Below are 23,355 nucleotides of genomic sequence, written 5' to 3'. Positions count from 1 at the left end.
CCCTGATACATTCCATCAATCGGCCTGACGACGCAGGAATGCCGGGATGTCCAGGTAGTCCAGATCATCTTGCGGATTCATCTTCGCGGCAGCCGCAGCACCGGCCTGAGCTTGGTTGCGCATGACGGTCGGACGATCCAGATCACGGTAGTTGACCGCTGGCGCTTCCTGACGGGCCGCAGCCGGTTGTTGTACCTGGGCAGAAGCCATGGAGGTGTGAACGGTGTTGTCGATGACCTTCACAGGCTTCTCGATTTTCGCGCCCAGACCAGTGGCAACCACAGTCACGTGCAGTTCGTCGCGCATGTCCGGATCGATAACGGTACCGACCTTGACCATCGCGTGTTCGGAAGCGAAGGCTTCGATGATGCTACCCACGTCGGAGTACTCACCCAGGGACAGGTCAGGACCGGCGGTGATGTTCACCAGGATGCCGCGTGCGCCTTGCAGGTTCACGTCTTCCAGCAGCGGGTTGCGGATCGCCGCTTCGGTGGCTTCACGTGCACGGTTCGGACCGCTGGCGCAGCCAGTGCCCATCATCGCCATGCCCATTTCGCTCATCACGGTACGTACGTCGGCGAAGTCGACGTTGATCATACCCGGACGCTTGATGATGTCGGAGATACCGCGAACGGCACCGGCCAGTACATCGTCAGCCTTGGCGAAAGCCGACAGCAGGCTGGCGTCTTTACCGAGGATGGTCAGCAGCTTCTCGTTAGGAATGGTGATCAACGAGTCAACGCTTTCCGAGAGCATGCGGATGCCTTCATCGGCGATCTGCATACGCTTGCGGCCTTCGAACGGGAACGGACGCGTTACGACAGCAACGGTCAGAATGCCCATTTCCTTGGCCACTTCGGCGATGATCGGCGCAGCACCGGTACCGGTACCGCCGCCCATGCCAGTGGTGATGAACACCATGTTGGTGCCCTGCAGGACTTCGGCAATGCGCTCACGGTCTTCGAGAGCGGCCTGACGACCTACTTCAGGGTTGGCGCCAGCGCCCAGACCTTTGGTCACGCCGGTACCCAGTTGCAGAATGGTACGCGCACCGATGTTTTTCAGCGCTTGAGCATCAGTGTTGGCGCAGATGAATTCAACGCCTTCGATGTTGCTCTTGACCATGTGATTGACAGCGTTGCCGCCGCCACCGCCAACACCGATAACTTTGATTACCGGGCTTGCGGGGATGTTGTCTACGAGTTCGAACATTTTCCCTCTCCTTACATTCTCTAGTTTTTTCGCCTACTGCTTTTTTGTTGCGGTGTTGCGGTAAAGCTTTAGAAGTTGCCTTGAACCCACTTCTTCAATCGGTCCAGCAACGGCGCCTGTGGCTCTTCGTTGCTGTAGCTGTCGCGGCTGCCGATGCCGGAGAACGAAACCCCGTCGGACTGCTTTTGCAGGCCGTACATCAACAAACCAACGCCAGTGGAATAAATCGGGTTGCGCACCACGTCATCCAGGCCCTTCACGCCATGCGGCACGCCGAGGCGCACCGGCATGTGGAAGATTTCTTCGGCCAGTTCAGTGGCGCCTTCCATCTTCGAAGTACCGCCGGTGAGGACGATGCCCGCCGGGATCAGGTCTTCGTAGCCGCTGCGACGCAGCTCGGCCTGAATCAGCGTGAACAGTTCGTCGTAACGCGGCTCGACCACTTCGGCCAGGGCCTGACGCGACAGTTCGCGTGGTGGACGGTCGCCAACGCTCGGCACCTTGATGGTTTCACCGGCACCGGCCAGCTTGGCCAGGGCGCAGGCGTAGCGGATCTTGATTTCTTCGGCGTACTGGGTCGGGGTGCGCAACGCCATGGCGATGTCGTTGGTCACCTGATCACCGGCAATCGGGATCACTGCGGTGTGGCGGATCGCGCCTTCGGTGAAGATCGCGATGTCAGTGGTGCCGCCGCCGATGTCGACCAGGCACACGCCCAGTTCTTTCTCGTCGTCGGTCAGTACCGAGTAGGCCGAGGCCAGTTGCTCAAGAATGATGTCGTCGATTTCCAGACCGCAGCGACGCACGCATTTTTCAATGTTCTGGGCGGCGTTGACGGCGCAGGTGACCACGTGAACCTTGGCTTCCAGACGTACGCCGGACATGCCCAGTGGTTCGCGAACGCCTTCCTGGTTATCGATCACGTAATCCTGCGGCAGGGTGTGCAGCACGCGCTGGTCTGCCGGAATCGCCACAGCCTGAGCAGCGTCGAGCACGCGCTCAAGGTCGGCCGAGCTGACTTCACGATCGCGGATCGCGACGATGCCGTGGGAGTTCAGGCTGCGGATGTGATTGCCCGCCACACCGACGAACGCCGAGTGAATGCGGCAGCCCGCCATCAGTTGGGCTTCTTCGATCGCGCGCTGGATCGATTGCACGGTGGACTCGATGTTGACCACCACGCCCTTCTTCAGGCCACGGGACGGATGGGTACCGATCCCGACGATTTCCAGCGAGCCGTCGTCGGAGACCTCGCCGACCAGCGCCACCACCTTGGAGGTGCCGATATCGAGACCGACGATCATTTTGCCGCTTTGCACGTTTGCCATGGGTCCTGCCTCTTCTTAATTCTTCGCGACAGCGGGTTGGGCTGTCGTCGGCGCTACTGGTTCCCGCCAGCCAACAGCGAGGCCGTTGGCGTAGCGCAGATCGATGCGCGCGATGTTCGTAATCTGGTCTTTAAGCGTCTTGTCATAGATGGCGATAAAACGGCGCATCTTTTCCACCAGGTTGCCGCGTCCCAGCAGCAACTCGATGCCGGGGCCAGAACTGCCGGCACCGGTGGTCAGGAACCAACTCCCGCGTTCACGCAGTTCCAGGCGTGCAATCGAAAAGCCCAACGGCCGCAGCATCTGGCTCAGCACCTGATACTGCTGCATCACTTGCTGCTGAGCCCGTTGTGGGCCGAACAGCTGTGGCAGATGTTCGTAGTTCGCCAGTTCCTTGGGCGTAAACGCCTGGCCCTGGTTGTTCAGCAATGACTCATCCCCCCAACGCGCCACCGGCAGCTGCTCTTCGAGGCGGATCACCACCTGGTCCGGCCACACCCGACGTACTTCGGCGTGGGCAATCCACGGCATCTGCTCAAGCTCGGTGCGCATACCGGCCAGGTCGATGGTGAAGAAGCTCGACGCCACGTACGGGGCGATCCGCTGCTGCACCGCTTGCTGGCTGATGTAGCTCAGGTCGCCTTGCACGGCGATCTTGGTGATCGGCCGGTCGGCGTACGGCAGCAAACGCGTTGCACCTTCGTAAGTACCAAAGCCCAGCACCACCAGCAGCACTGGCCAGAACAGACTTTTCAGAAAGCCGAAATTGGCTTTCGGCAGGCGCGCGGACATCGGCTCTTTCGCCACCATTCGGCTGGCACCCCGTGGCACCGGCTTGCGGCCGGGTGCGGGAGGCTGATGTCGGAGCTGAGCGCCTTGCATCGTCTTAACCTCGAGCGTCTTCAACACTGGCGGCCAGAATGGCCAGAACCAGTTGCTGGAAATCCAGGCCAGCCGCACGGGCCGCCATCGGTACCAGACTGTGATCGGTCATGCCCGGTGCGGTGTTCACTTCCAGGAACCAGAACTGCCCGTCGGCGTCCTGCATCACGTCCGCCCTGCCCCAACCGGCAATACCCAGCGCCTCACAGGCCTTGGCCGTGAGATCCATGAGTTCCTGTTCCTTGGCGGCATCCAGCCCGCACGGAATGCGGTACTGGGTATCGTTGGCGATGTACTTGGCGTCGTAGTCGTAGAACGTGTGCGGTGTACCCAGGGCAATCGGAGGCAACACCTGGTCACGCAGGGTGGCGATGGTGAACTCCGGACCTTGAATCCATTGCTCAACCAAGACTTGCGAATCGTAGGTACTGGCCGCTTTCCATGCGTCGATCAACTCGGACGCAGAACTCACTTTGGCCATCCCGATACTTGAACCTTCATGCGCCGGTTTGACGATCAAAGGGAAGCCCAGTTCCGTCGCCGCCGAAATACAATCGGCTTCGCTGCACAGCACGGCGTGACGCGGCGTCGGAATCCCGAGGCTGTGCCAGACCTGCTTGGTGCGCAGTTTGTCCATCGCCAGTGCCGAAGCGAGAATGCCGCTGCCGGTGTACGGAATGCCCGCCACTTCGAGCAGGCCCTGCATGGAGCCGTCTTCACCGCCACGGCCGTGAAGAATGATGAACGCGCGGTCGATCTTTTCGCTGAGCAGCCGTTGCAGAATGTCTTCGCCAACGTCGATGCCGAACGCGTCCACGCCAGCGCTTTGCAGCGCGTCGAGTACGGCGTTACCGGATTTCAGCGACACCTCACGCTCGGCACTCAGGCCACCGAAGAGCACGGCGACACGGCCGAAGTCTTTCGGCGCGATAGTGGAAAACAGCTTGGCGTAGGCAGCAGTCATTTCAACTTCCCCTCGACCGGCGCCGCCACGGCGCCAGCGAACAATTCACTTTTCAACAGCTTCGGCGCGAGACCGCCGATATCACCGGCGCCCTGGCACAGCAGGATGTCGCCGGCACGCAGCAGCGGCTTGACCAGCGGCGCCAGATCGACGCCACGCTCGATGTAGATCGGGTCGAGCTGACCGCGCTGACGGATGCTGTTGCACAGCTTGCGGCTGTCGGCGCCCGGGATCGGCTCTTCGCCGGCCGGATAGACTTCCATCAGCAGCAGCACGTTGGCGTCGGCCAGTACATTGACGAAATCGTCGTACAGGTCACGGGTGCGGCTATAACGGTGCGGCTGGTAAACCATCACCAGACGGCGCTCCGGCCAGCCACCGCGCACGGCTTTGATCACTGCGGCGACTTCGGTCGGGTGGTGACCGTAATCGTCGACCAGCATCACGTTGCCCCCGTCCACTGGCAGTTCGCCGTAAACCTGGAAGCGTCGACCAACGCCCTGGAAGCCCGACAGGCCCTGGACGATGGCTTCATCGCTGACGCCTTCGTCGGTGGCAATACAGATGGTTGCCAGCGAGTTGAGTACGTTGTGGTTGCCGGGCATGTTCACCGACACGTCCAGCGGCTCGCGATCCGGGCGCAGCACGGTGAAGAAGGTCTGCATGCCTTGCTGGCGAATATTGATCGCGCGCACGTCAGCGTCTTCACTGAAGCCGTAAGTCACGGTCGGACGTTTCACCAGCGGCAGGATTTCACGCACCACCGGATCGTCCAGGCACATGACCGCCAAACCGTAGAACGGCAGGTTGTGCAGGAACTCGACGAAGGTTTTCTTCAGCTTGTTGAAGTCACCGTCGTAGGTCGCCATGTGGTCGGCGTCGATGTTGGTAACCACGGCCACCAGCGGTTGCAGGTGCAGAAAACTCGCATCGCTTTCATCGGCTTCGGCGATCAGGTACCGGCTGGTGCCGAGCTGGGCATTGGTGCCCGCCGCATTCAGACGACCACCGATGACGAACGTCGGGTCCAGGCCTCCGGCCGCGAACACCGAAGCGATCAGGCTGGTGGTGGTGGTTTTGCCGTGGGTACCGGCGACGGCGATGCCGTGGCGATAGCGCATCAGCTCGGCGAGCATTTCTGCACGCGGCACCACCGGGATACGACGCTCAAGCGCGTTCGCCACTTCCGGGTTCGAGGTATTTACCGCGCTCGACACCACCAGCACATCGGCAGCAGCGGCGTTCTCGGCACGGTGGCCGATGAAAATCTGCGCGCCGAACGACTCCAGACGCTCGGTCACCGGCGAAGCTTTCAGGTCGGAACCGGACACTTGGTAGCCCAGGTTCAACAACACTTCGGCGATGCCGCACATGCCCACGCCGCCGATGCCGACGAAGTGGATGCGACGGATGCGGCGCATTTCCGGTTGCGGCATGGCTTTCTGATTCTCAACCATGAGCCACCTCCAGACAGGTATCGACCACGCTACGGGTGGCATCGGGTTTCGCCAGACGGCGGGCCGCTTGGGCCATATCTTCGAGTCGTTGCGGTTGCATCAAGACCTCTGTCAGGCGCGCGGCAAGGTCCGCGGCACCAGTCGTTCTTTGTGGCATCAGGAAGGCAGCGCCTTCACGGGCCAAATAATCGGCGTTGCGGGTCTGGTGATCGTCGATCGCGTGGGGCAAAGGCACCAGCATCGAGGGCAGACCGGCGGCAGCCAGCTCACTGATGGTCAACGCGCCTGCGCGGCACACCACCAGGTCAGCCCAGCCATAGGCCTGGGCCATGTCTTTGATGAACGGCTGCACCTGCGCATCCACGCCGGCGGCGCGGTAGCGCTCTGCAGTCACTTCATCGTGGTTTTTGCCGGCCTGATGAAACACTTCCGGGCGCAAATCGGCAGCGACTTGGGCCAGGGCTTCAGGCAGCAATTTGTTCAACGGTTCTGCGCCCAGGCTTCCGCCAAGGATCAGCAAACGCGCTTTGCGGCCGGCCAGAGCAGGTCGCGATGTGTCGAGGAACAGCTCGCTGCGCACCGGGTTTCCGGTGGTACGGCGGGTGTCCGACAGAGTAAAGGTGTCGGGGAACGCTTCACACACCCGAGCGGCGAACGGCACCAGCAACCGATTGGCGGTGCCGGCCACAGCGTTCTGCTCGTGAACGATCACCGGCACACCGGCCAGTTTCGCGGCAAGACCACCCGGGCCAGTCACATAACCACCGAAGCCGACCACACACACCGGCTTCAAGCGACGAATGATTGCCCGCGCCTGCCATACCGATTTCAGCAGCATGAACGGCGCCTTGAGCAGCGACAGCTTGCCCTTGCCGCGCAGGCCGGTGGCGTTGATGCGGTGCAGTTCAAGACCTGCCGCGGGCACCAGTTCGTTTTCAATTCCGCGTGGCGTGCCGAGCCAGTGCACGGTGTAGCCGCGCGCCTGAAACTCGCGAGCACAGGCCAGCGCCGGGAACACGTGGCCGCCGGTTCCGCCGGCCATGATCAATACGTTAGCGCCCATGATTCGGCTCCTCGGCGAAGTCGCTCTCATGGAATTCCATCTCTTCACTGCCCAGGTGGGTTCGACTCTCCCACTCAATCCTCAATAACAAACCGAGGCAGGCACAGCAGATCACCAACGAGCTGCCGCCATAACTGAGGAACGGCAAGGTCAGACCTTTGGTTGGCAGCAGGCCGACGTTCACCCCGATGTTGATCAGGAACTGACCAATCCACAGGAACGACAGGCCGTAGGCCACATAAGCGGCAAAGAACTGCTTGGCTTTCTCGGCCCACAAGCCGATGTACATGCCACGAATACACACGAACACGAACAGCGCCACGGTGCACAGCGAACCCACCGCGCCGAGTTCTTCAGCCAATACCGAGAACACGAAGTCGGTGTGCGCTTCCGGCAGGTAGAACTGCTTCTGCACGCTGTTGCCCAGGCCCACACCCAGCCATTCGCCACGACCGAACGCGATCAGCGCTTGGGACAATTGGTAGCCGGCGCCGAACTGGTCGGCCCACGGGTCAGCGAAGTTGGTCAGACGCGCCATACGATACGGCTGCATTTGAATCAGCAAGACCACCGCTCCGACCGCCAACACCACCATCAGCGAGAAACGGAACAGTCCGACCCCGCCGAGAAAGAGCATCGCCGCCGCAGCGCCCATCATCACCACGGTGGCGCCGAAGTCTGGCTCCATCAGCAGCAGGCCGGCCATCGGCAGCAGCACGATGAACGGCTTGAAGAAGCCCATCCAGCTCTCGCGCACTTCCTTCTGACGCCGCACCAGATAACCGGCGAGGTAGATCACCACGAACACTTTGGCGATCTCGGACGGCTGCACGTTGAAGAAGCTGAAACCGATCCAGCGCATCGAACCGTTCACTTCGCGACCGATGCCGGGAATGATCACCATCACCAGCAAGCCGAACGCACCGATCAGCATCAACCAGCCGAGGCGTTGCCAGGTGGCGATCGGAATCATCATGGTGACGATGCAGGCGCCCAGGCCCAGCACCACATAAATAAGGTGGCGAATCATGTAATACAGCGGACTGCCCGACTGCGCGGCTGCCACCTCAGTGGACGCCGAAGCGATCATGATCAAACCGAGACCGAGCAAAGCCAGGCAACCGGCGAGCATCGGAAAATCGAGGTCGATGCCGCGCCCGGTAATAATCGGCGACGGGTACGGCTTGATGATATTGAACAGACTCATGCCAGTTCCTCCACAGCGCGGACGAACTGGTGACCACGGTCTTCATAGTTCTTGAACATGTCGAAACTGGCGCAGGCCGGCGACAGCAGCACCACGTCACCCGGTTGGGCGGCGGCGCGGCATTGCGCGACGGCGTCAACCAGCGAGGTCGCGCGAATCAGTGGCACGGCATCACCGATGGCTTCACCGATCTTGTCGGAGTCGCGGCCCATCAGGATCACGGCACGGCAGTTGACCGCTACCGGATCACGCAGATCGTTGAATTCGGCACCCTTGCCATCGCCACCGGCGATCAGGATGACCTTGCCGTCGATATCCGCGCCCAAGCCTTCGATGGCGGCCAGAGCGGCGCCGACGTTGGTGGCTTTCGAATCGTTGTAATACGCCACGCCGTCGAGATCACGCACCCACTGGCAACGGTGTTCGAGACCGGCGAAGTTGCGCAGCGCCGAGAGCATGGCCTCGAACGGCAAGCCCACGGCATGACCGAGCGCCAGCGCCGCGAGGGCGTTGGACTGGTTGTGTGCGCCGCGAATTTTCAGCTCACGCACCGGCATCAGGTTCTGGAATTCGAAGGCCAGATACTTCTCGCCATCTTCTTCGCGGATACCGAATGCCTTGAAATCCGGTTTGGTCAGGCCGAAGGTCCAGCATGGCTGACCCTCGCCCATCAACGGACGGCTCAGCGCATCCTGGCGATTGACCACGAACTGCTTCGCGCCACGGAAGATCCGGTGCTTGGCCAGGTGGTACGCCGGCAGACCGCTGTAGCGATCCATGTGGTCTTCGCTGATGTTCAGCACGGTGGCCACTTCGGCATTGAGCTGGTCGGTGGTTTCCAGCTGGAAGCTCGACAGTTCCATGACGTACAGCTCGACGTCGTCGCTGAGCAGGTCCAGCGCCGGGGTGCCGAGGTTGCCACCGACGGCAACGCGCTTGCCGGCCGCAGCCGCCATTTCGCCGACCAGGGTGGTGACGGTGCTTTTCGCGTTGGAACCGCTGATGGCCACGATCGGCGCCCGCGCGTTACGCGCGAACAGCTCGATGTCGCCGGACAGTTTCACGCCACGGGCCGCAGCGGCTTGCAGGGCCGGGGTCGCCAACGCCAGGCCGGGGCTCACGTAGAGCTCGTCGGCACGGCAGAGGAATTCGACGTCCAGCTCGCCACAACGCACTTCCACGTGCGGATAGTCACGCTTGAGCGTGGCCAGTTCCGGTGGATTTTCCCGCGTATCGGCGACGGCAAACGACGTGCCCCGGTTCGCCAGGAAGCGAACCAGGGACATGCCGCTCTTGCCGAGGCCGACAACGATGCGGAAGTGGTCAGAAGCGATCAGAGACACTCGTTCTACCTCAGCTTCAGGGTGGCAAGGCCGATCAGCACGAGAATCACGGTGATGATCCAGAAACGGACGATCACGCGCGGCTCGGGCCAGCCCTTGAGTTCAAAATGGTGGTGAATCGGTGCCATGCGGAACACACGGCGACCGGTCAGCTTAAAGGACGCAACCTGAATGACGACTGACAGGGTTTCCATCACGAACACACCGCCCATGATGAACAGGACGATTTCCTGACGGACGATCACCGCGATGGTGCCCAGTGCCGCGCCGAGTGCCAGTGCACCGACGTCGCCCATGAACACTTGCGCCGGATAGGTGTTAAACCAGAGAAAGCCGAGGCCGGCACCGATCAGCGCACCGCAGAACACGATCAGTTCACCCGCGCCCGGCACGTAAGGGATCAGCAGGTACTCAGCGAATTTCACGTTACCCGACAGGTAGCAGAAGATGCCGAGGCCACCGCCGACCATCACGGTTGGCATGATCGCCAGACCGTCGAGGCCGTCAGTCAGGTTGACTGCGTTGCTCGAACCGACGATCACGAAGTAAGTCAGCACGATGAAACCGAGGCCCAGCGGAATGCTGTAGTCCTTGAGCATCGGCAGGATCAGCGTGGTTTCCACCGGGGTGGAGGCGGTCATATAAAGGAAGATCGCCGCGCCGAGGCCGAACACCGACTGCCAGAAATACTTCCAGCGGCTCGGCAAGCCACGGGAGTTCTTCTCGATGACCTTGCGGTAATCGTCGACCCAACCGATGGCGCCGAACAGCAGAGTCACCAGCAAAACAGTCCAGACGTAGCGGTTGCTCAGGTCAGCCCAAAGCAGGGTGCTGACGCCGATCGAAGACAGAATCAGCGCGCCGCCCATGGTCGGGGTGCCCGACTTGGACAGGTGCGATTGCGGACCGTCGTTACGCACGGATTGACCGATCTGACGGTTCTGCAGGGTGCGGATCATCCACGGGCCATAGCACAGCGACAAAACCAGCGCGGTCAGCACACCGAGGATCCCGCGCAGGGTCAGGTACTGAAAGACCGCGAAGCCTTTGTAGAACTGTTGCAGATACTCCGCTAGCAGCAGCAGCATTAATGTTTCTCCAGACTGGGCCCGCACAGAGCCGCAACGATGTTTTCCATCGCTGCACTGCGCGAACCCTTGATCAAAATGGTGGTGTTTGTGTCCTGCTCGGCGTCGAGGGCCTGAATCAGTTCGGCTTGGCTGCCGAAGTGATAGGCCTGTTCACCGAAAGCGTTTACGGCGTGAACCATGTTTGGCCCAACGGCATAAAGCGCGGAAACCTTGCCCCGGGCGTACTCGCCCACGTCGCGGTGCCCCTGCTCCGCCCAATCGCCCAACTCGCCGATATCTCCGAGCACCAGGACGGTGCGGCCGGAAAAGCCGGCGAGTATATCAACGGCCGCGCACATCGAGGTGGGGTTTGCGTTGTAAGTGTCATCGATCACGCGCATACCGTTTTTCGCCAGTTGCGCGACGGTGCGACCCTTGACCGGTTGCACGGCGCCAAGCCCGGTGGCGATGCCGAACAGCGACACGCCCAAGGCGTGAGCGGCAGCGGCGGCAGCCATGGAATTGGCGACGTTATGGGTGCCGAGCAGGTTCAGTTGAACGTGCTCGACACCTTCAGGTGTGTGCAGATTGAAGGCCGGGCAACCACGGGCATCAGTGGTCAGGTCGCTGGCGTAGAAGTCAGCCTGAGTGTTGCTCAGGGCGAAGGTCAGCACTTTGCGCACGCCCGCACGGGTCTTCCAGATGCCGAAGGCTTTGTCATCGAGGTTGAGCACGGCGACGCCGTCGGCCGCCAGCCCGTCGATGATTTCGCCTTTGGCTTCGACGATTTTTTCCGGGCCGCCAAACTCACCAACGTGCGCGGTGCCGGCATTGTTGAGGATCGCCACGTGAGGCTTGGTCAAGCCAACGGTGTAAGCGATTTCGCCGAGACGCGAGGCGCCCAGTTCGATCACCGCCGAAGTGTGTTCCGGGGCCAATTCGAGCAGGGTCAGCGGCGCGCCGAGGTCGTTGTTCAGATTGCCACGGGTCGCCAATACCGGACCGCGCGTGCGCAGGATGCTCGCGAGCATTTCCTTGACCGTGGTCTTGCCGCTGGAGCCAGTGATGGCAGCGACTGGCTGGGTGAATGCAGCACGGTTCAGCGCACCCAATTGGCCGAGGGCCTGACGGGTGTCTTTGACCAGCAGTTGCGGCAGCGTGCTGTCGGCAACTTCACGTTCGACCAGTGCAGCGACGGCGCCTTTGGCGGCGACATCGTTCAAGTAGTCATGACCGTCGAAACGCGGGCCGGTCAACGCAATAAACAGTTGACCCGGCTGGATCGCACGGCTGTCGATGCTGACGCCGTCGAAACTGGCATCGGCGGCGATCAAACGTGCGTCGAGCGCGTTGGTCAGTTCGCTGAGTTTGAGGGCCTTAAGCATGGGCCACCTCCCACGCGGTCAGGGCGTGATCAGCCTCGACCAGATCAGAGAAGGCATGGCGCTCGCCGTTGATTTCCTGATAGTCCTCGTGACCTTTACCGGCCAGAACAATCACGTCATCGGCCGAGGCGCCGGCAATCAGTTGTGCAATCGCCTGACCACGGCCGGCAACGAAAGTGACTTTATCCACAGCCGTGAAACCGGCGCGGATGTCATCGAAAATCACTGCCGGATCTTCAGTGCGCGGGTTGTCGTCGGTGACCAGCACCTGATCGGCCAGACGCTCGACCACTTCGGCCATCAACGGACGCTTGCCGCGATCACGGTCACCGCCGCAGCCGAACAGGCACAGCAGTTGACCTTTGACGTGCGGGCGCAGCGCGGTCAGTACTTTCTCCAGTGCATCCGGGGTGTGGGCGTAATCGACCACCACCAACGGCTGCGTGCCGCCACCCAGGCGCTGCATGCGACCGGCCGGGCCCTCGAGTTTCGGCAGTACTTTGAGAATTTCGTCGAGCGCGTAATCCAGACCGAGCAAGGCACCGACCGCTGCCAGTACGTTGCTCAGATTGAAACGACCGAGCAGGGTGCTACGCAGATGATGTTCACCCTGCGGCGTGACCAGTGTGGCGCGCACGCCGTGATCGTCGAACTGCGCTTCGCGGCAGAACAGGTAAGCGCTGCTGTCGAGCAGGCTGTAGGTGATCAAGCGCGATTCACGTTTTTCCGCGGCCAGTTGCCGGCCGAAATCGTCGTCGAGGTTGACCACGCGGCACTTCAGATCATTCCAGGCGAACAGCTTGGCCTTGGCCTCGGCGTACGCCTCCATAGTGCCGTGATAATCCAGATGATCGCGGGACAGGTTGGTCATCACCGCGACGTCGAACGCCAGCGCCGTCACGCGGCCCTGATCCAGACCGTGGGACGACACTTCCATGGCCACGGCTTTGGCGCCGGCCTTTTTCAGGTCGCCCAAGGTCGCTTGCACCGCGATCGGATTCGGCGTGGTGTGCAGACCGCTTTGCAGTGCGCCATAGAAGCCGGAACCCAAGGTCCCGACGATGCCGCAATGCTGGCCGAGCAAATCCAGCGCCTGCGCGACCAATTGGGTCACGCTGGTTTTACCATTGGTGCCGGTCACGCCAATCAGGTTCAGGTGATGACTTGGCTCACCGTAAAAACGCCCGGCGATGTCCGACAGCTGCGCTGCCAGGCCTTTGACCGGAATCAGCGGCACGTCAGTGATCGGCAGAACGGTGGCGCCTTCCACTTCATAGGCTACAGCCGCAGCGCCACGCTGCAAGGCATCGGCGATGTGCGCACGGCCATCGAATTTGCCGCCCGGCACGGCGAGGAACAAATCGCCCGCGCGCACGTTGCGGCTGTCCAGCGCCAGTTCACGGATCAACAGATCGTGGCCGGCGTGGGGGAATATCTTGTTCAGACTTAATGACATCAGCCGCGCCCTCCATTGGCTTTCAGCGGTATGACCGGGGTGGCGTTGGCCTGCTGTGTCGTCGGCAAGTTGTCCGGCGTTACGTTCATCAGGCGCAGGGTGCCGGACATCACACGGCTGAACACCGGCGCGGAAACCAGACCACCGAAGTAACCGGCCTTGCTTGGCTCATCGATCACGACAACGATGGCGTAACGCGGATCGCTCATCGGGCCGAAACCGGCGAACAGCGAGCGGTAAGAGTTTTCCGCGTAGCCTTTGGTGCCCACCGAGGTCTTGCGCGCGGTACCCGACTTGCCCGCTACGTGATACGCCGGCACCTGCGCACGGAACACGCCGCGCGGCGCTTCGATCACCTGGGTGAGCATGCCTTGCAAGGTTTTCGCCACGGCTTCCGGCAGCACTTGCGTGGTCTGCGGCGGCTTGTCGGTTTTGATCAGGGTCAACGGCGCGAGACGACCGTTGTTGGCCAGCGCCGAGAACGCGTGCACCAACTGAATCGCGGTCACGGAAATACCGTAGCCGTAGGACAGGGTCGCAGTTTCAGCCTTGCGCCAATCGCGGTAGTTCGGCAGATTACCGACACGTTCGCCCGGGAAGCCGAGGCCGGTGTCCTGGCCGAGACCGACTTTCTGCGCGAGGCGGAAAATCGTTTCACCGCCGATATCGAACGCGACCTTACTCATGCCGACGTTACTGGAATTGATCAGGATGCCGGTCAAGTCGAGCACCGGACCTTCGCTCTTGGAAACGTCCTTGATCGTGTATTTGCCGATCTGCAGGGAGCCCGGATACACCTCGACGGTGTCGCTCGGTTTCCAGCGCCCGGTTTCGATTGCAGCGGCCATCGAGATGGCTTTCATGGTCGAACCCGGTTCGAACACGTCGATCATCGCGCGGTTACGCATCATGGCCGGTTGCAGATTGCGGCGGTTGTTCGGGTTGTAGGTCGGCTGGTTGACCATGGCGAGAATCTCGCCGGTCTTGACGTCCATGATCACCAGGCTGCCGGCCTTGGCGCCGTTCTCGATGATCGCGTTGCGCAGTTCGCGGTTGGCCAGATATTGCAGACGCAGGTCAATGGACAACGCCAAGGGCTTGCCGGCCTTGGCGTTTTTGGTGACCTGAACATCCTTGATCAGCCGACCGCGCCGATCCTTGATGACTTGTCGTTTGCCCGGCACCCCGGCGAGCCATTCGTCATAAGCCAACTCGACACCTTCACGACCGTGGTCATCGATGTCGGTAAAACCGACCATGTGCGCGGTGACTTCACCGGCCGGGTAGAACCGGCGGAATTCTTCGATGCCGTAGACGCCTGGGACTTTCAGATCGAGCACAGCCTGGCCTTGCTCGGGGGTCAGCCCGCGCACCAGATAAATGAATTCTTTGTTGGCCTGGGCTTCAAGGCGCTCGGTCAGGGCTTTGGGATCCTGACCCAGCGCGGCGGCAAGTGCCGGCCACTTCTCTTTAGCGGTTTGCATTTCCTTGGCGTTGGCCCACAGCGTGGTCACGGGGGTACTTACAGCCAAAGGCTCGCCGTTACGGTCGGTGATCAGACCACGGTGAGCCGGAATCGGAATGTGACGCAGACTGCGCGCGTCGCCCTGACCTTTGAGGAAGTCACGGTCAACCACTTGCAGGTCGATGATGCGCCAGCAGATCGCCGCGACCATGATGCCGAGCAGCGCCACCATCAGGCGGAAGCGCCATGGGAACAGTGCGCCTTCGAGTTTCATCATGGCGCCACCATCTTCACGTCAGCCGCGCCAGGAATGTGCATTTTCAGTTGCTCGGTAGCCAGCACTTCGATCCGGCTGTGCGCGGTCCAGGTGCTTTGCTCAAGAATCAAACGCCCCCACTCGGCCTGCGCCTTATCACGCACGCTGAGTTCGTTATAAAGGGTGTTGAGCAACTGCCGGTTCCAGTGCGCGCTGTACGACACGGCGATGGCCGAGACGAGCACGCCGATAAACAGCAGCAGCATCAGAAAGCTGCCGCCGGGCAGTGGCTTGGCGAAAAGCTTGCTCACCGCAGCTTCTCCGCGACGCGCATGACGGCGCTACGGGAACGTGGGTTGGCTTTGAGTTCGGCGTCGGAGGCCGTCTGCGCTTTGCCATGGACTTTGATTTTCGGTTCGAACGCGACATGGCGAACCGGCAGGTTGCGCGGCAGGTTGTCGGCTTCGCCTTTCACCAGCTTGCGCATGAACAATTTGACGATGCGGTCTTCCAGCGAGTGGAAGCTGATCACCACCAGACGGCCGCCAATTTCCAGAGCATCCAGTGCGGCTTCGAGGCCGGCTTCCAGATCACCCAGTTCGTTGTTGACGTGAATGCGCAAACCCTGGAATGCACGGGTGGCCGGGTTCTTGCCCTTTTCCCATGCCGGGTTGGCGACTTTCAATACTTCGGCCAGATCGGCAGTGCGCTCGAACGGTTTGATATCGCGACGCTCGGCGACCGCGCGGGCCATGCGACCGGAGAAACGTTCTTCGCCGTATTCCTTGAACACCCGGGCGATTTCCTCAGCCGGCGCGGTGTTGACGAATTCGGCAGCGCTGATGCCGCGGGACGGATCCATGCGCATGTCCAGCGGGCCGTCGTTGAGGAAACTGAAGCCGCGCTCAGCGTCGTCGAGCTGCGGCGAAGACACGCCGAGGTCGAGCAGAATGCCGCTGACCTTGCCGGCCAGACCTTGCTCGGCAACCACCGAACCCAGTTCGGCAAAGCTGCGCTGCACAACGACAAAGCGGCCGTCTTCGGCCGCTAGCGTTTGCCCGGTGGCAATCGCTTGTGGATCTTTGTCGAACCCGATGAGCCGACCGTCCGTGCCGAGCTGGCTGAGGATCAGCCGGCTGTGTCCGCCGCGCCCGAACGTGCCGTCCAGATAGCAGCCATCAGGACGTACGGCGAGAGCCTCGACGGCTTCGTCAAGCAGTACGGTGATGTGGTTAAAGCCGCTATCAATAGTCACAGGATCAAATCACGCAGTTCATCAGGCATCGCGCCCGGTTGTTGAATAGCAGCAAGGTCAGCGGCAGATACCGCGTTCCATGCATCCTCGTCCCACAATTGGAACTTGTTCAGTTGGCCTACCAGCATCGCGCGCTTATCGAGCTTGGCGTATTCGCGCAGACGCGGTGGAACCAGAAAACGACCGCTGCCATCGAGTTCGAGGTCGACGGCATTACCAATCAGCAAACGTTGCAGGCGACGGTTTTCTTCGCGAAGCGAAGGAAGCGCGCGCAACTTGGTTTCAATAATTTCCCACTCGTCGAGCGGATAGACACACAAACACGGATCAACGGCATCAATGGTCACGATCAATTGGCCAGAACTACGCGAATCGAGCTCGTCACGGTACCGGCTCGGCATGGCGAGACGGCCCTTTGCATCGAGACTGATAGCGTTAGCTCCGCGAAACACGTCTGCGTTTCTCCAATTTTTATCGTTTTGAGCTCAAAAAACCCACTTCATGCCACTTTCCGCCACTTGCGCACACTATAGGAATGCGCCCACCACACCGTCAAGGCGCGGATTAAAGGAAAACCCTTACAGAACGGAGATTTAGGAGCATAAAAGGAGGTGCAACGAGAATCTGACGGATACTTTTGACCAATAACTTGATGCAGCACTGAAAGCTGCGCTCGAAAGTTAAAGTAATTTGTTAAGAGTAAGATTTTTTCGGTATTACAAAAGCGCTTCTGCTGTTGATTGAAGCAAGGTGGGAAATGGCTATTACTGCGTTTGCCGCTGCCGGACTTTCAGAGCAGGCCTGCTGATATTACACAGCCCTGTTGCCAATGATTCAAGCAGGGAAAGAAAAAGGTGGAGAGTCGATCTGTAAGCCGGGTTCTGTCTTGAACAGTCATTCGTCTACGATGGCCATCACTGGACATCTTTAGCAACCTACCCGGTCCCAGCGCGGGCCACGCCTTGAGACCCTATTTGGTCTTGCTCCAAGTGGGGTTTACCTAGCCACGAACTGTTGCCAGACGTGCGGTGCGCTCTTACCGCACCTTTTCACCCTTACCGGCGCCGAAGCGCTTAGGCGGTTATTTTCTGTGGCACTTTCCGTAGGCTCACGCCTCCCAGGCATTACCTGGCACTTCGCCCTATGGAGCCCGGACTTTCCTCCCCCCCCTAATTTTCATAGAGGGCAGCGACTGTCCGATCGACTCTCCGCCGCGAAGGTTAACGGCAGAGCGCCCGAAGAACAAGCGCTAAAAGCCTCAAGACCGCTATGGGTGACGGCCTACACGCCTTTCTGTTTCTCCAGCGCGACCTGATACAGCACGTTTTTGCGCTCGCCAGTGATTTGTGCTGCCAACGCGGCGGCACGCTTGAGCGGCATCTCTTCGAGCAACAGATCAAGAATACGCATCGCCTCGCTGCTGACGGCATCCTCGGACTCCGGTGCCGTCCAGCCCGCCACCAGCACTACGCATTCGCCACGCTGCTGATTGCTATCGGATTCGACGAACGCGCGCAACTCTGCCAATGGCAGACCTTTGAGCGTTTCGAAGGTCTTGGTGATCTCGCGGGCGAGCAATGCCTGGCGCTCACCGCCAAACACGGCTTCCATATCCTGCAGACATTCAAGAATGCGGTGCGGGGCCTCGTAGAAAATCAACGTACGCGGCTCTTCTTTAACCGCTTCCAGTCGCGCCTTGCGTCCGACCGACTTGGCCGGCAGAAAACCTTCGAAGATGAAACGGTCAGACGGCAGACCGGCCGCCGACAGCGCAGCGATAAGGGCACAGGCGCCCGGCACTGGCACGACATTGATCCCGGCCGCGCGGGCCTGACGCACCAGGTGATACCCCGGATCGGAAATCAGCGGCGTTCCCGCATCGGAAATCAACGCGACGTTATCACCCGCCAGCAAGCGGGTAATAAAGCGGCTACCTTCATCTCGTTCATTGTGTTCATGACACGCGGCCAGCGGCGTGCCGATCCCGAAGTGTTGCATCAGGCGCGCCGAGTGACGAGTGTCTTCGGCAGCGATCAAGGCCACTTCGCGGAGGATCTTCAGGGCCCGGGCGCTGATGTCGTCCAGGTTGCCGATGGGCGTCGCCACCACATAAAGCGAGCCAGCAGCGGAATTCAGGGAACCTGGAGCAGTCAAAGCGCACACCTCGTGATCGGTAAAAGCGGCCATTGTAGCGCGACACGAGGCTTGCGACGCGCTTCGAGCCACCACGGTTTTGTCCGTGGTTATGCAGCACTGCAACATTTACTTCAGCTAAATCGTTCGATTCACGCCAGTAACATCGCGCCCCGGCCAGTGCTTGGGTACAATTCGACGCTAATTTGATCGAGTATCAGGAACACTTACATGATCGCTTGCCTGCGGCTGTTCACTGCCCTCTGCCTCGCTGCCTTGTTGGCGGCTTGCGCCAGCTCCCCTTCCTCCAGCCTTGGCGAACTTCCACGGACCCCGGATGCCAGCATCGAGCAACTGCTCGAACAGGCTAGCCAGGCGAAAACCCCGGAAAAAGCCGCCCTGCTGCGCCTGAGCGCTGCGGATCTGGCTTACCGTCAGGGTAACGCCGGACAGTCCGCGCAGATCCTTCAACAAGTGCCAATGGAGCAACTGAAGCCAGGCCAGCAGATTTTCGCCAGCACGCTGAATGCTGAACTGGCCATGACCCGCAATCAGCCGAAAGCCGCGCTGACTGCCCTGAGCCATCCAAGCCTGCAGCACTTGGGCGAGATGCCTGAAGAGCAGCAAGTGCGCACCGGCACCGTACATGCCCGCGCCCTTGAGGCCGATGGCCAGACCCTGGCCGCTGCCCGCGAGCGCGTGTTCATCGCGCCGATGCTGCAAGGCGACGCCGCGAGCAAGAACCACGAAGCGATCTGGACCCTGATCGGCTCGCTGCCAACTGATCAACTGCAACCGAACAGCACCGACGACCTCGGCGGCTGGATGGGGCTGGCCATGGCAGTGAAATCCGCTGGCACCCTGGAACAGCAGCAAGCGGCGATCGACACCTGGCGCGCGCAAAATCCAAAGCATCCGGCCGCCATCAACCTGCCGTTGCCACTGACCAAACTCAAGGAACTGGCCAGCCAGCCCCTGAGCAAGATCGCCCTGCTGCTGCCACAGGACGGCCAGTTGGCCGCTGTCGGCAAGGCACTGCGTGAAGGTTTCATGGCTGCGCACTACCAGGCTCAACAGGCCGGGCAAAAGCCGCCAGCGATCGAGTTCTACGACAGTTCCAAGCTGACTTCGATGGACGAGTTCTACCGCAAGGCTCAGGCTGACGGCGTGCAACTGGTCGTTGGCCCGCTGGAAAAACCACTGGTCAAACAGTTGAGCACTCGCCCGCAACTGCCGATCACCACCCTCGCGCTGAACTACAGCGAAGGTGATCAAGGCCCGGCGCAATTGTTCCAGTTTGGCCTGGCGGCTGAAGACGAAGCCCGCGAAGTATCGCGCCGCGCCCGTGCCGATGGCCTGCACCGCGCCGCGATCATGGTGCCGAAAGGCGAATGGGGCGACCGTGTACTGCGTGCTTTCAGCCAGGACTGGCAGGCCAACGGTGGCAGCATCGTCGCCACTGAACGGGTTGATCAGCCGGTGCAACTGGCCCAGCAGATCGCCGACATGTTCCAACTGCGTCAAAGCGAAGCCCGCGCCAAGAGCCTGCAAAATGCCGCCGGCACCAACGTAGCCGCGCAGCCTTCGCGTCGTCAGGACATCGAATTCATCTTCCTCGCCGCGACCCCGCAACAGGCGCAGCAGATCAAGCCAACCCTGAACTTCCAGTACGCTGGTGACGTTCCGGTGTACGCGACGTCGCACGTTTACAGCGCCAGTGGCGACGTCAACCAGTACAACGACATGAACGGCATTCGCTTCTGCGAAACCCCATGGCTGTTGGACACCAGCGACCCACTGCGTCAGCAAGTGGTTGCGCAGTGGCCGCAAGCCGCCGGCAGCCTCGGTCGCCTGTACGCGATGGGTGTGGATGCCTATCGCCTGGCTCCGCGCCTGGGTCAACTCAAGGCCCTGCCAGACAGCCGCATCGACGGTGAGTCGGGCAGCCTCGGCATGACCCAGACCCAACGCGTTGTGCGCCAGTTGCCCTGGGCACAGTTCGTCAGCGGCCAGGTGCAGCGCCTGCCGGACACCCCGCGCTGATGCCTGACAGGTCACGCTCGCAAAGCGGCAAGGATGCCGAGCGCCAGGCGCTCGAGCATCTGCAACAACAAGGTCTGCGCCTGCTGGCGCAGAACTGGTTATGCAAACGCGGCGAGCTTGATCTGGTCATGCTTGATGGCGATACAGTAGTATTCGTTGAAGTTCGCTACAGAAAAAACACTCAATGGGGTGGCGCGCTCGCTAGCATCGATGAGCGCAAGCAGCAGAAACTGATTTTCGCTGCACAGTATTTTCTTCAGCGCGAATCGCGCTGGGCCAATTCCCCTTGCCGCTTCGACGTGGTGGCCATCGACAGCCATCCGAGTCAGCTGAACTGGTTGCAGAATGCTTTCGACAGTTGATCGCCGGCGTTGCGACCCGGACAATCCCACCGACAAATTTTGCTCTTTGCTTTGCGGGCTGCACATTCATGTGCCGGACAGCCGCGCTACTTAAGGTCACACAGATGGACATGCAATCCCGAATTCGCCAGCTTTTCCAGGCCAGTATCGACACCAAGCAACAGGCGATGGACGTACTTGCACCGCACATCGAGCAAGCCAGCCAGATCATGGTCAATGCCCTGCTCAACGAAGGCAAAATGCTTTCTTGCGGCAATGGCGGCTCGGCCGGCGATGCCCAGCATTTCTCTTCCGAGCTGCTCAACCGCTTTGAACGCGAGCGCCCGAGCCTGCCGGCCATCGCCCTGACCACCGACACCTCGACGATCACCTCGATCGCCAACGACTACAGCTACAACGAAGTGTTCTCCAAACAGATCCGCGCGCTCGGTCAGCCAGGCGATGTCCTGCTGGCGATTTCGACCAGCGGCAACTCGGCGAACATTATTCAAGCGATCCAGGCCGCACATGATCGCGAAATGATTGTCGTAGCTATGACCGGACGCGATGGTGGCGGCATGGCGTCACTGCTGCTGCCCGAGGACGTCGAGATTCGCGTACCGGCCAATGTCACTGCACGTATTCAAGAAGTCCACTTGCTGGCGATCCATTGCCTCTGCGATCTGATCGACAGCCAACTGTTCGGGAGTGAAGAATGACCCCTAATCGCCTTGGCCTTCTGGCCTTGACCCTGTGCCTCGGCATCAGTGGCTGCACCTCAGTGGTGAACGCCAGCCGTGAAGCACCGATCGACGACGACCGTGGCACGCGCACCTTCGGTAGCAAGATCGATGACTCGTTGATCGAAACCAAAGTCGGTGTGAATGTGGCCAAGGCCGACCCGGCACTGGACAACGACTCGCATATCGTCGTCACCAGTTTCAACGGTGTTGTCTTGCTGGCCGGTCAAACGCCTCGCGCAGATTTGAAAGCCAAAGCCGAGCAAGCGGCAGCCGCCGTGCAACGGGTAAAAACTGTTCATAACGAACTGCAGGTCATACCGCCGTCCGGCTTCCTGGCTCGCCAGAATGACACCTGGCTGACCTCCAAGATCAAGACGCAGATGCTTACCGACGCCAGCATTCCTGGCTCACGCATCAAGGTCGTGACCGAAAACGGCATCGTCTATCTGCTGGGCCTGCTGACCAAACAGGAAGCCACTCAGGCAACTAATCTGGTTCAGGGCGTTTCCGGCGTGCAGAAGATCGTCAAGCTGTTCGAATACATCGACTGACGCACAACCCCATGTAATAAAAAAGGCGATCCATCTGGATCGCCTTTTTTATTACTTCACCACTTTCAGGCTTGGCCGGCCGCTAGGGCGCGGCGGTTCACTGTCCGGTGGCGGCAAGTCGTCATCCGACTCGATCTCTTCTTCGTCATCCATTGGCGACTCGAGATCGAACACCATGCCCTGACCATTCTCCCGGGCGTAGATCCCCAGGATCGCGCTGATCGGCACGTACAGACTGTGCGGGACGCCACCGAAGCGACCTTCGAAGGTCACCACGTCGTTGTCCATGTGCAGATGACGCACAGCACTCGGCGAGATGTTCAGGACAATCTGCCCGTCGCTGGCGAAACCCTGCGGCACCTGCACTGCCGGGTACTCGGAATTGACCAGCATGTGCGGGGTGCAATCGTTATCAACAATCCACTCGTAGAGCGCGCGGACCAGATAAGGTCGACTGGAGTTCATAGCGGCTCCTTAAGCCTTAGCGCATATCGCGTTCGACACCAGACAGACTCGCCTGGAATGCCTCACGCGCAAACGAGCGCTCCATATAATCAAGCAGCGGCTTGGCTGGCCGCGGCAGTTCAATACCCAGAATCGGCAAACGCCAGAGTATTGGCAATAGGCAGCAATCCACCAGACTTTGTTCCTCACTGAGGAAAAACGGCTTGTCGGCAAACAGCGGCGACACGCCCGTCAGGCTTTCACGCAATTCCTTGCGCGCCACGACACGCGCAGCCTCCTTGGACTTAGGATCCAGAATAAGATCCACCAGACCACACCAGTCGCGCTGAATTCGATGAATCAGCAAACGGCTGTTGGCACGCGCCACCGGATAAACCGGCATCAACGGCGGGTGCGGGTAACGCTCATCCAGATATTCCATCACCACGGTCGACTCCCACAACGCCAGGTCACGATCGACCAGCGTCGGCAGACTGCCGTAAGGGTTTACCTCAATCAGTTTAGGCGGCTGGCGACCAGCTTCCACATAAATGATCTCGGCGCTGACACCCTTCTCTGCAAGCACAATGCGCACTCGGTGGGAATAGTGGTCGGCGGGGTCGGAGTAACAGGCCAACCGATTGGTCACGCCCATGGCGATCCTCCTCGCTTGTTGAATTTGTCGGAACCGGAAAAACGCGCGCGCCCAGAGGGCGCCTCCCGCAACACCTGGCAAACCAGACGTTGCGCTATCGGA

Annotated in this window: 22 protein-coding genes and 1 other RNA gene; 4 read left to right on the top strand and 19 right to left on the bottom strand. The window is 60.6% G+C overall.

Annotated elements, in window-relative coordinates:
• Positions 1 to 15 precede the first annotated feature (15 nt).
• From ftsZ to rsmI, 17 genes are all read right to left on the bottom strand, one after another.
• Positions 16 to 1,212: a cell division protein FtsZ gene (gene ftsZ, locus CKW26_RS25830; protein WP_007916986.1), complete on the bottom strand. Its 1,197-nt coding sequence runs from the start codon at positions 1,210 to 1,212 to the stop codon at positions 16 to 18.
• Positions 1,213 to 1,280: 68 nt separating this feature from the next.
• Positions 1,281 to 2,540 (bottom strand): cell division protein FtsA, encoded by a 1,260-nt coding sequence (ftsA, locus tag CKW26_RS25825; protein WP_007916987.1) that lies wholly within the window; start codon positions 2,538 to 2,540, stop codon positions 1,281 to 1,283.
• 15 nt (positions 2,541 to 2,555) lie between these two features.
• Positions 2,556 to 3,422, bottom strand: coding sequence for a cell division protein FtsQ/DivIB (locus tag CKW26_RS25820; RefSeq protein WP_053123632.1), 867 nt, complete (start codon positions 3,420 to 3,422; stop codon positions 2,556 to 2,558).
• Positions 3,423 to 3,426: 4 nt separating this feature from the next.
• The gene (locus CKW26_RS25815) at positions 3,427 to 4,386 is read right to left on the bottom strand and encodes a D-alanine--D-alanine ligase (RefSeq protein ID WP_093430684.1); all 960 of its coding nucleotides are present in this window, start codon (positions 4,384 to 4,386) and stop codon (positions 3,427 to 3,429) included.
• Positions 4,383 to 5,843 carry a UDP-N-acetylmuramate--L-alanine ligase gene (murC, locus tag CKW26_RS25810; protein WP_095050653.1) on the bottom strand — a complete coding sequence of 487 codons (1,461 nt, stop codon included), beginning with the start codon at positions 5,841 to 5,843 and terminating at the stop codon, positions 4,383 to 4,385. Before murC ends, CKW26_RS25815 begins: the two co-directional genes overlap by 4 nt.
• Positions 5,836 to 6,906 (bottom strand): undecaprenyldiphospho-muramoylpentapeptide beta-N-acetylglucosaminyltransferase, encoded by a 1,071-nt coding sequence (murG, locus tag CKW26_RS25805; RefSeq protein WP_064392864.1) that lies wholly within the window; start codon positions 6,904 to 6,906, stop codon positions 5,836 to 5,838. The genes murC and murG overlap by 8 nt, the downstream gene beginning before the upstream one ends.
• Entirely contained in the window at positions 6,896 to 8,113 is a 1,218-nt protein-coding gene (gene ftsW, locus CKW26_RS25800) for a putative lipid II flippase FtsW (RefSeq protein WP_016987575.1), read from the bottom strand. Before ftsW ends, murG begins: the two co-directional genes overlap by 11 nt.
• Positions 8,110 to 9,456 (bottom strand): UDP-N-acetylmuramoyl-L-alanine--D-glutamate ligase, encoded by a 1,347-nt coding sequence (murD, locus tag CKW26_RS25795; protein WP_095050652.1) that lies wholly within the window; start codon positions 9,454 to 9,456, stop codon positions 8,110 to 8,112. Before murD ends, ftsW begins: the two co-directional genes overlap by 4 nt.
• A 5-nt stretch (positions 9,457 to 9,461) precedes the next feature.
• The gene (gene mraY / locus CKW26_RS25790) at positions 9,462 to 10,544 is read right to left on the bottom strand and encodes a phospho-N-acetylmuramoyl-pentapeptide-transferase (protein ID WP_007917000.1); all 1,083 of its coding nucleotides are present in this window, start codon (positions 10,542 to 10,544) and stop codon (positions 9,462 to 9,464) included.
• On the bottom strand, positions 10,544 to 11,911 hold the full coding sequence (gene murF, locus CKW26_RS25785; protein ID WP_095050651.1) for a UDP-N-acetylmuramoyl-tripeptide--D-alanyl-D-alanine ligase: 1,368 nt from the start codon (positions 11,909 to 11,911) through the stop codon (positions 10,544 to 10,546). The genes mraY and murF overlap by 1 nt, the downstream gene beginning before the upstream one ends.
• On the bottom strand, positions 11,904 to 13,367 hold the full coding sequence (locus tag CKW26_RS25780; RefSeq protein WP_095050650.1) for a UDP-N-acetylmuramoyl-L-alanyl-D-glutamate--2,6-diaminopimelate ligase: 1,464 nt from the start codon (positions 13,365 to 13,367) through the stop codon (positions 11,904 to 11,906). Before CKW26_RS25780 ends, murF begins: the two co-directional genes overlap by 8 nt.
• On the bottom strand, positions 13,367 to 15,106 hold the full coding sequence (locus CKW26_RS25775) for a penicillin-binding protein 2 (protein ID WP_176471303.1): 1,740 nt from the start codon (positions 15,104 to 15,106) through the stop codon (positions 13,367 to 13,369). Before CKW26_RS25775 ends, CKW26_RS25780 begins: the two co-directional genes overlap by 1 nt.
• A complete protein-coding gene (gene ftsL, locus CKW26_RS25770; protein ID WP_007917008.1) occupies positions 15,106 to 15,399 on the bottom strand; it encodes a cell division protein FtsL in 294 nt (97 codons plus the stop codon). The genes CKW26_RS25775 and ftsL overlap by 1 nt, the downstream gene beginning before the upstream one ends.
• On the bottom strand, positions 15,396 to 16,343 hold the full coding sequence (gene rsmH / locus CKW26_RS25765) for a 16S rRNA (cytosine(1402)-N(4))-methyltransferase RsmH (RefSeq protein WP_371748248.1): 948 nt from the start codon (positions 16,341 to 16,343) through the stop codon (positions 15,396 to 15,398). Before rsmH ends, ftsL begins: the two co-directional genes overlap by 4 nt.
• The gene (gene mraZ / locus CKW26_RS25760) at positions 16,340 to 16,795 is read right to left on the bottom strand and encodes a division/cell wall cluster transcriptional repressor MraZ (protein WP_007917012.1); all 456 of its coding nucleotides are present in this window, start codon (positions 16,793 to 16,795) and stop codon (positions 16,340 to 16,342) included. The genes rsmH and mraZ overlap by 4 nt, the downstream gene beginning before the upstream one ends.
• A gap of 402 nt (positions 16,796 to 17,197) precedes the next feature.
• An RNA gene (gene rnpB / locus CKW26_RS25755) (RNase P RNA component class A) lies at positions 17,198 to 17,551 on the bottom strand.
• 73 nt (positions 17,552 to 17,624) lie between these two features.
• Complete coding sequence (gene rsmI / locus CKW26_RS25750) at positions 17,625 to 18,530, bottom strand: 16S rRNA (cytidine(1402)-2'-O)-methyltransferase (RefSeq protein WP_093430688.1); 906 nt, start codon at positions 18,528 to 18,530, stop codon at positions 17,625 to 17,627.
• A 177-nt stretch (positions 18,531 to 18,707) separates the two neighbouring features.
• On the opposite strand from rsmI, the gene CKW26_RS25745 reads away from it, so the two are divergent.
• The 4 genes from CKW26_RS25745 to CKW26_RS25730 all read left to right on the top strand — a co-directional run bounded on the left by CKW26_RS25745 (position 18,708) and on the right by CKW26_RS25730 (position 22,154).
• Positions 18,708 to 20,519, top strand: a complete 1,812-nt coding sequence (locus CKW26_RS25745; protein ID WP_095050648.1) for a penicillin-binding protein activator — start codon at positions 18,708 to 18,710, stop codon at positions 20,517 to 20,519.
• Positions 20,519 to 20,881 (top strand): YraN family protein, encoded by a 363-nt coding sequence (locus tag CKW26_RS25740; protein ID WP_095050647.1) that lies wholly within the window; start codon positions 20,519 to 20,521, stop codon positions 20,879 to 20,881. Before CKW26_RS25745 ends, CKW26_RS25740 begins: the two co-directional genes overlap by 1 nt.
• A 104-nt stretch (positions 20,882 to 20,985) precedes the next feature.
• The gene (locus CKW26_RS25735) at positions 20,986 to 21,579 is read left to right on the top strand and encodes a phosphoheptose isomerase (protein ID WP_007917022.1); all 594 of its coding nucleotides are present in this window, start codon (positions 20,986 to 20,988) and stop codon (positions 21,577 to 21,579) included.
• Complete coding sequence (locus CKW26_RS25730; RefSeq protein ID WP_007917023.1) at positions 21,576 to 22,154, top strand: BON domain-containing protein; 579 nt, start codon at positions 21,576 to 21,578, stop codon at positions 22,152 to 22,154. Before CKW26_RS25735 ends, CKW26_RS25730 begins: the two co-directional genes overlap by 4 nt.
• A gap of 51 nt (positions 22,155 to 22,205) precedes the next feature.
• Here CKW26_RS25730 and CKW26_RS25725 read toward each other — a convergent pair whose 3' ends face one another.
• Positions 22,206 to 22,619 carry a ClpXP protease specificity-enhancing factor gene (locus CKW26_RS25725; protein ID WP_007917024.1) on the bottom strand — a complete coding sequence of 138 codons (414 nt, stop codon included), beginning with the start codon at positions 22,617 to 22,619 and terminating at the stop codon, positions 22,206 to 22,208.
• Between the two features lie 16 nt (positions 22,620 to 22,635).
• Complete coding sequence (locus CKW26_RS25720) at positions 22,636 to 23,253, bottom strand: glutathione S-transferase N-terminal domain-containing protein (protein ID WP_007917025.1); 618 nt, start codon at positions 23,251 to 23,253, stop codon at positions 22,636 to 22,638.
• Positions 23,254 to 23,355: the final 102 nt, after the last annotated feature.

This window comes from Pseudomonas sp. Irchel s3h9 (assembly GCF_900187475.1).
Classification (GTDB): domain Bacteria; phylum Pseudomonadota; class Gammaproteobacteria; order Pseudomonadales; family Pseudomonadaceae; genus Aquipseudomonas; species Aquipseudomonas neuropathica.
The sequence above is the reverse complement of the archived record's forward strand: the minus strand, read 5'-3'. Positions and strand labels throughout refer to the sequence as shown.

Excerpts from the sequence above, each read along its gene's own strand:
- ftsZ (WP_007916986.1), bottom strand. The coding sequence starts at position 1,212 with ATGTTCGAACTCGTAGACAACATCCCCGCAAGCCCGGTAATCAAAGTT.
- CKW26_RS25730 (WP_007917023.1), top strand. The coding sequence starts at position 21,576 with ATGACCCCTAATCGCCTTGGCCTTCTGGCCTTGACCCTGTGCCTCGGC.
- murC (WP_095050653.1), bottom strand. The coding sequence starts at position 5,843 with ATGGTTGAGAATCAGAAAGCCATGCCGCAACCGGAAATGCGCCGCATC.
- CKW26_RS25720 (WP_007917025.1), bottom strand. The coding sequence starts at position 23,253 with ATGGGCGTGACCAATCGGTTGGCCTGTTACTCCGACCCCGCCGACCAC.
- CKW26_RS25745 (WP_095050648.1), top strand. The coding sequence starts at position 18,708 with ATGATCGCTTGCCTGCGGCTGTTCACTGCCCTCTGCCTCGCTGCCTTG.
- CKW26_RS25725 (WP_007917024.1), bottom strand. The coding sequence starts at position 22,619 with ATGAACTCCAGTCGACCTTATCTGGTCCGCGCGCTCTACGAGTGGATT.
- murG (WP_064392864.1), bottom strand. The coding sequence starts at position 6,906 with ATGGGCGCTAACGTATTGATCATGGCCGGCGGAACCGGCGGCCACGTG.
- CKW26_RS25780 (WP_095050650.1), bottom strand. The coding sequence starts at position 13,367 with ATGTCATTAAGTCTGAACAAGATATTCCCCCACGCCGGCCACGATCTG.
- murF (WP_095050651.1), bottom strand. The coding sequence starts at position 11,911 with ATGCTTAAGGCCCTCAAACTCAGCGAACTGACCAACGCGCTCGACGCA.
- ftsW (WP_016987575.1), bottom strand. The coding sequence starts at position 8,113 with ATGAGTCTGTTCAATATCATCAAGCCGTACCCGTCGCCGATTATTACC.
- CKW26_RS25735 (WP_007917022.1), top strand. The coding sequence starts at position 20,986 with ATGGACATGCAATCCCGAATTCGCCAGCTTTTCCAGGCCAGTATCGAC.
- rsmI (WP_093430688.1), bottom strand. The coding sequence starts at position 18,530 with ATGGCCGCTTTTACCGATCACGAGGTGTGCGCTTTGACTGCTCCAGGT.
- ftsA (WP_007916987.1), bottom strand. The coding sequence starts at position 2,540 with ATGGCAAACGTGCAAAGCGGCAAAATGATCGTCGGTCTCGATATCGGC.
- CKW26_RS25775 (WP_176471303.1), bottom strand. The coding sequence starts at position 15,106 with ATGAAACTCGAAGGCGCACTGTTCCCATGGCGCTTCCGCCTGATGGTG.
- mraY (WP_007917000.1), bottom strand. The coding sequence starts at position 10,544 with ATGCTGCTGCTGCTAGCGGAGTATCTGCAACAGTTCTACAAAGGCTTC.
- CKW26_RS25740 (WP_095050647.1), top strand. The coding sequence starts at position 20,519 with ATGCCTGACAGGTCACGCTCGCAAAGCGGCAAGGATGCCGAGCGCCAG.
- CKW26_RS25820 (WP_053123632.1), bottom strand. The coding sequence starts at position 3,422 with ATGCAAGGCGCTCAGCTCCGACATCAGCCTCCCGCACCCGGCCGCAAG.
- CKW26_RS25815 (WP_093430684.1), bottom strand. The coding sequence starts at position 4,386 with ATGACTGCTGCCTACGCCAAGCTGTTTTCCACTATCGCGCCGAAAGAC.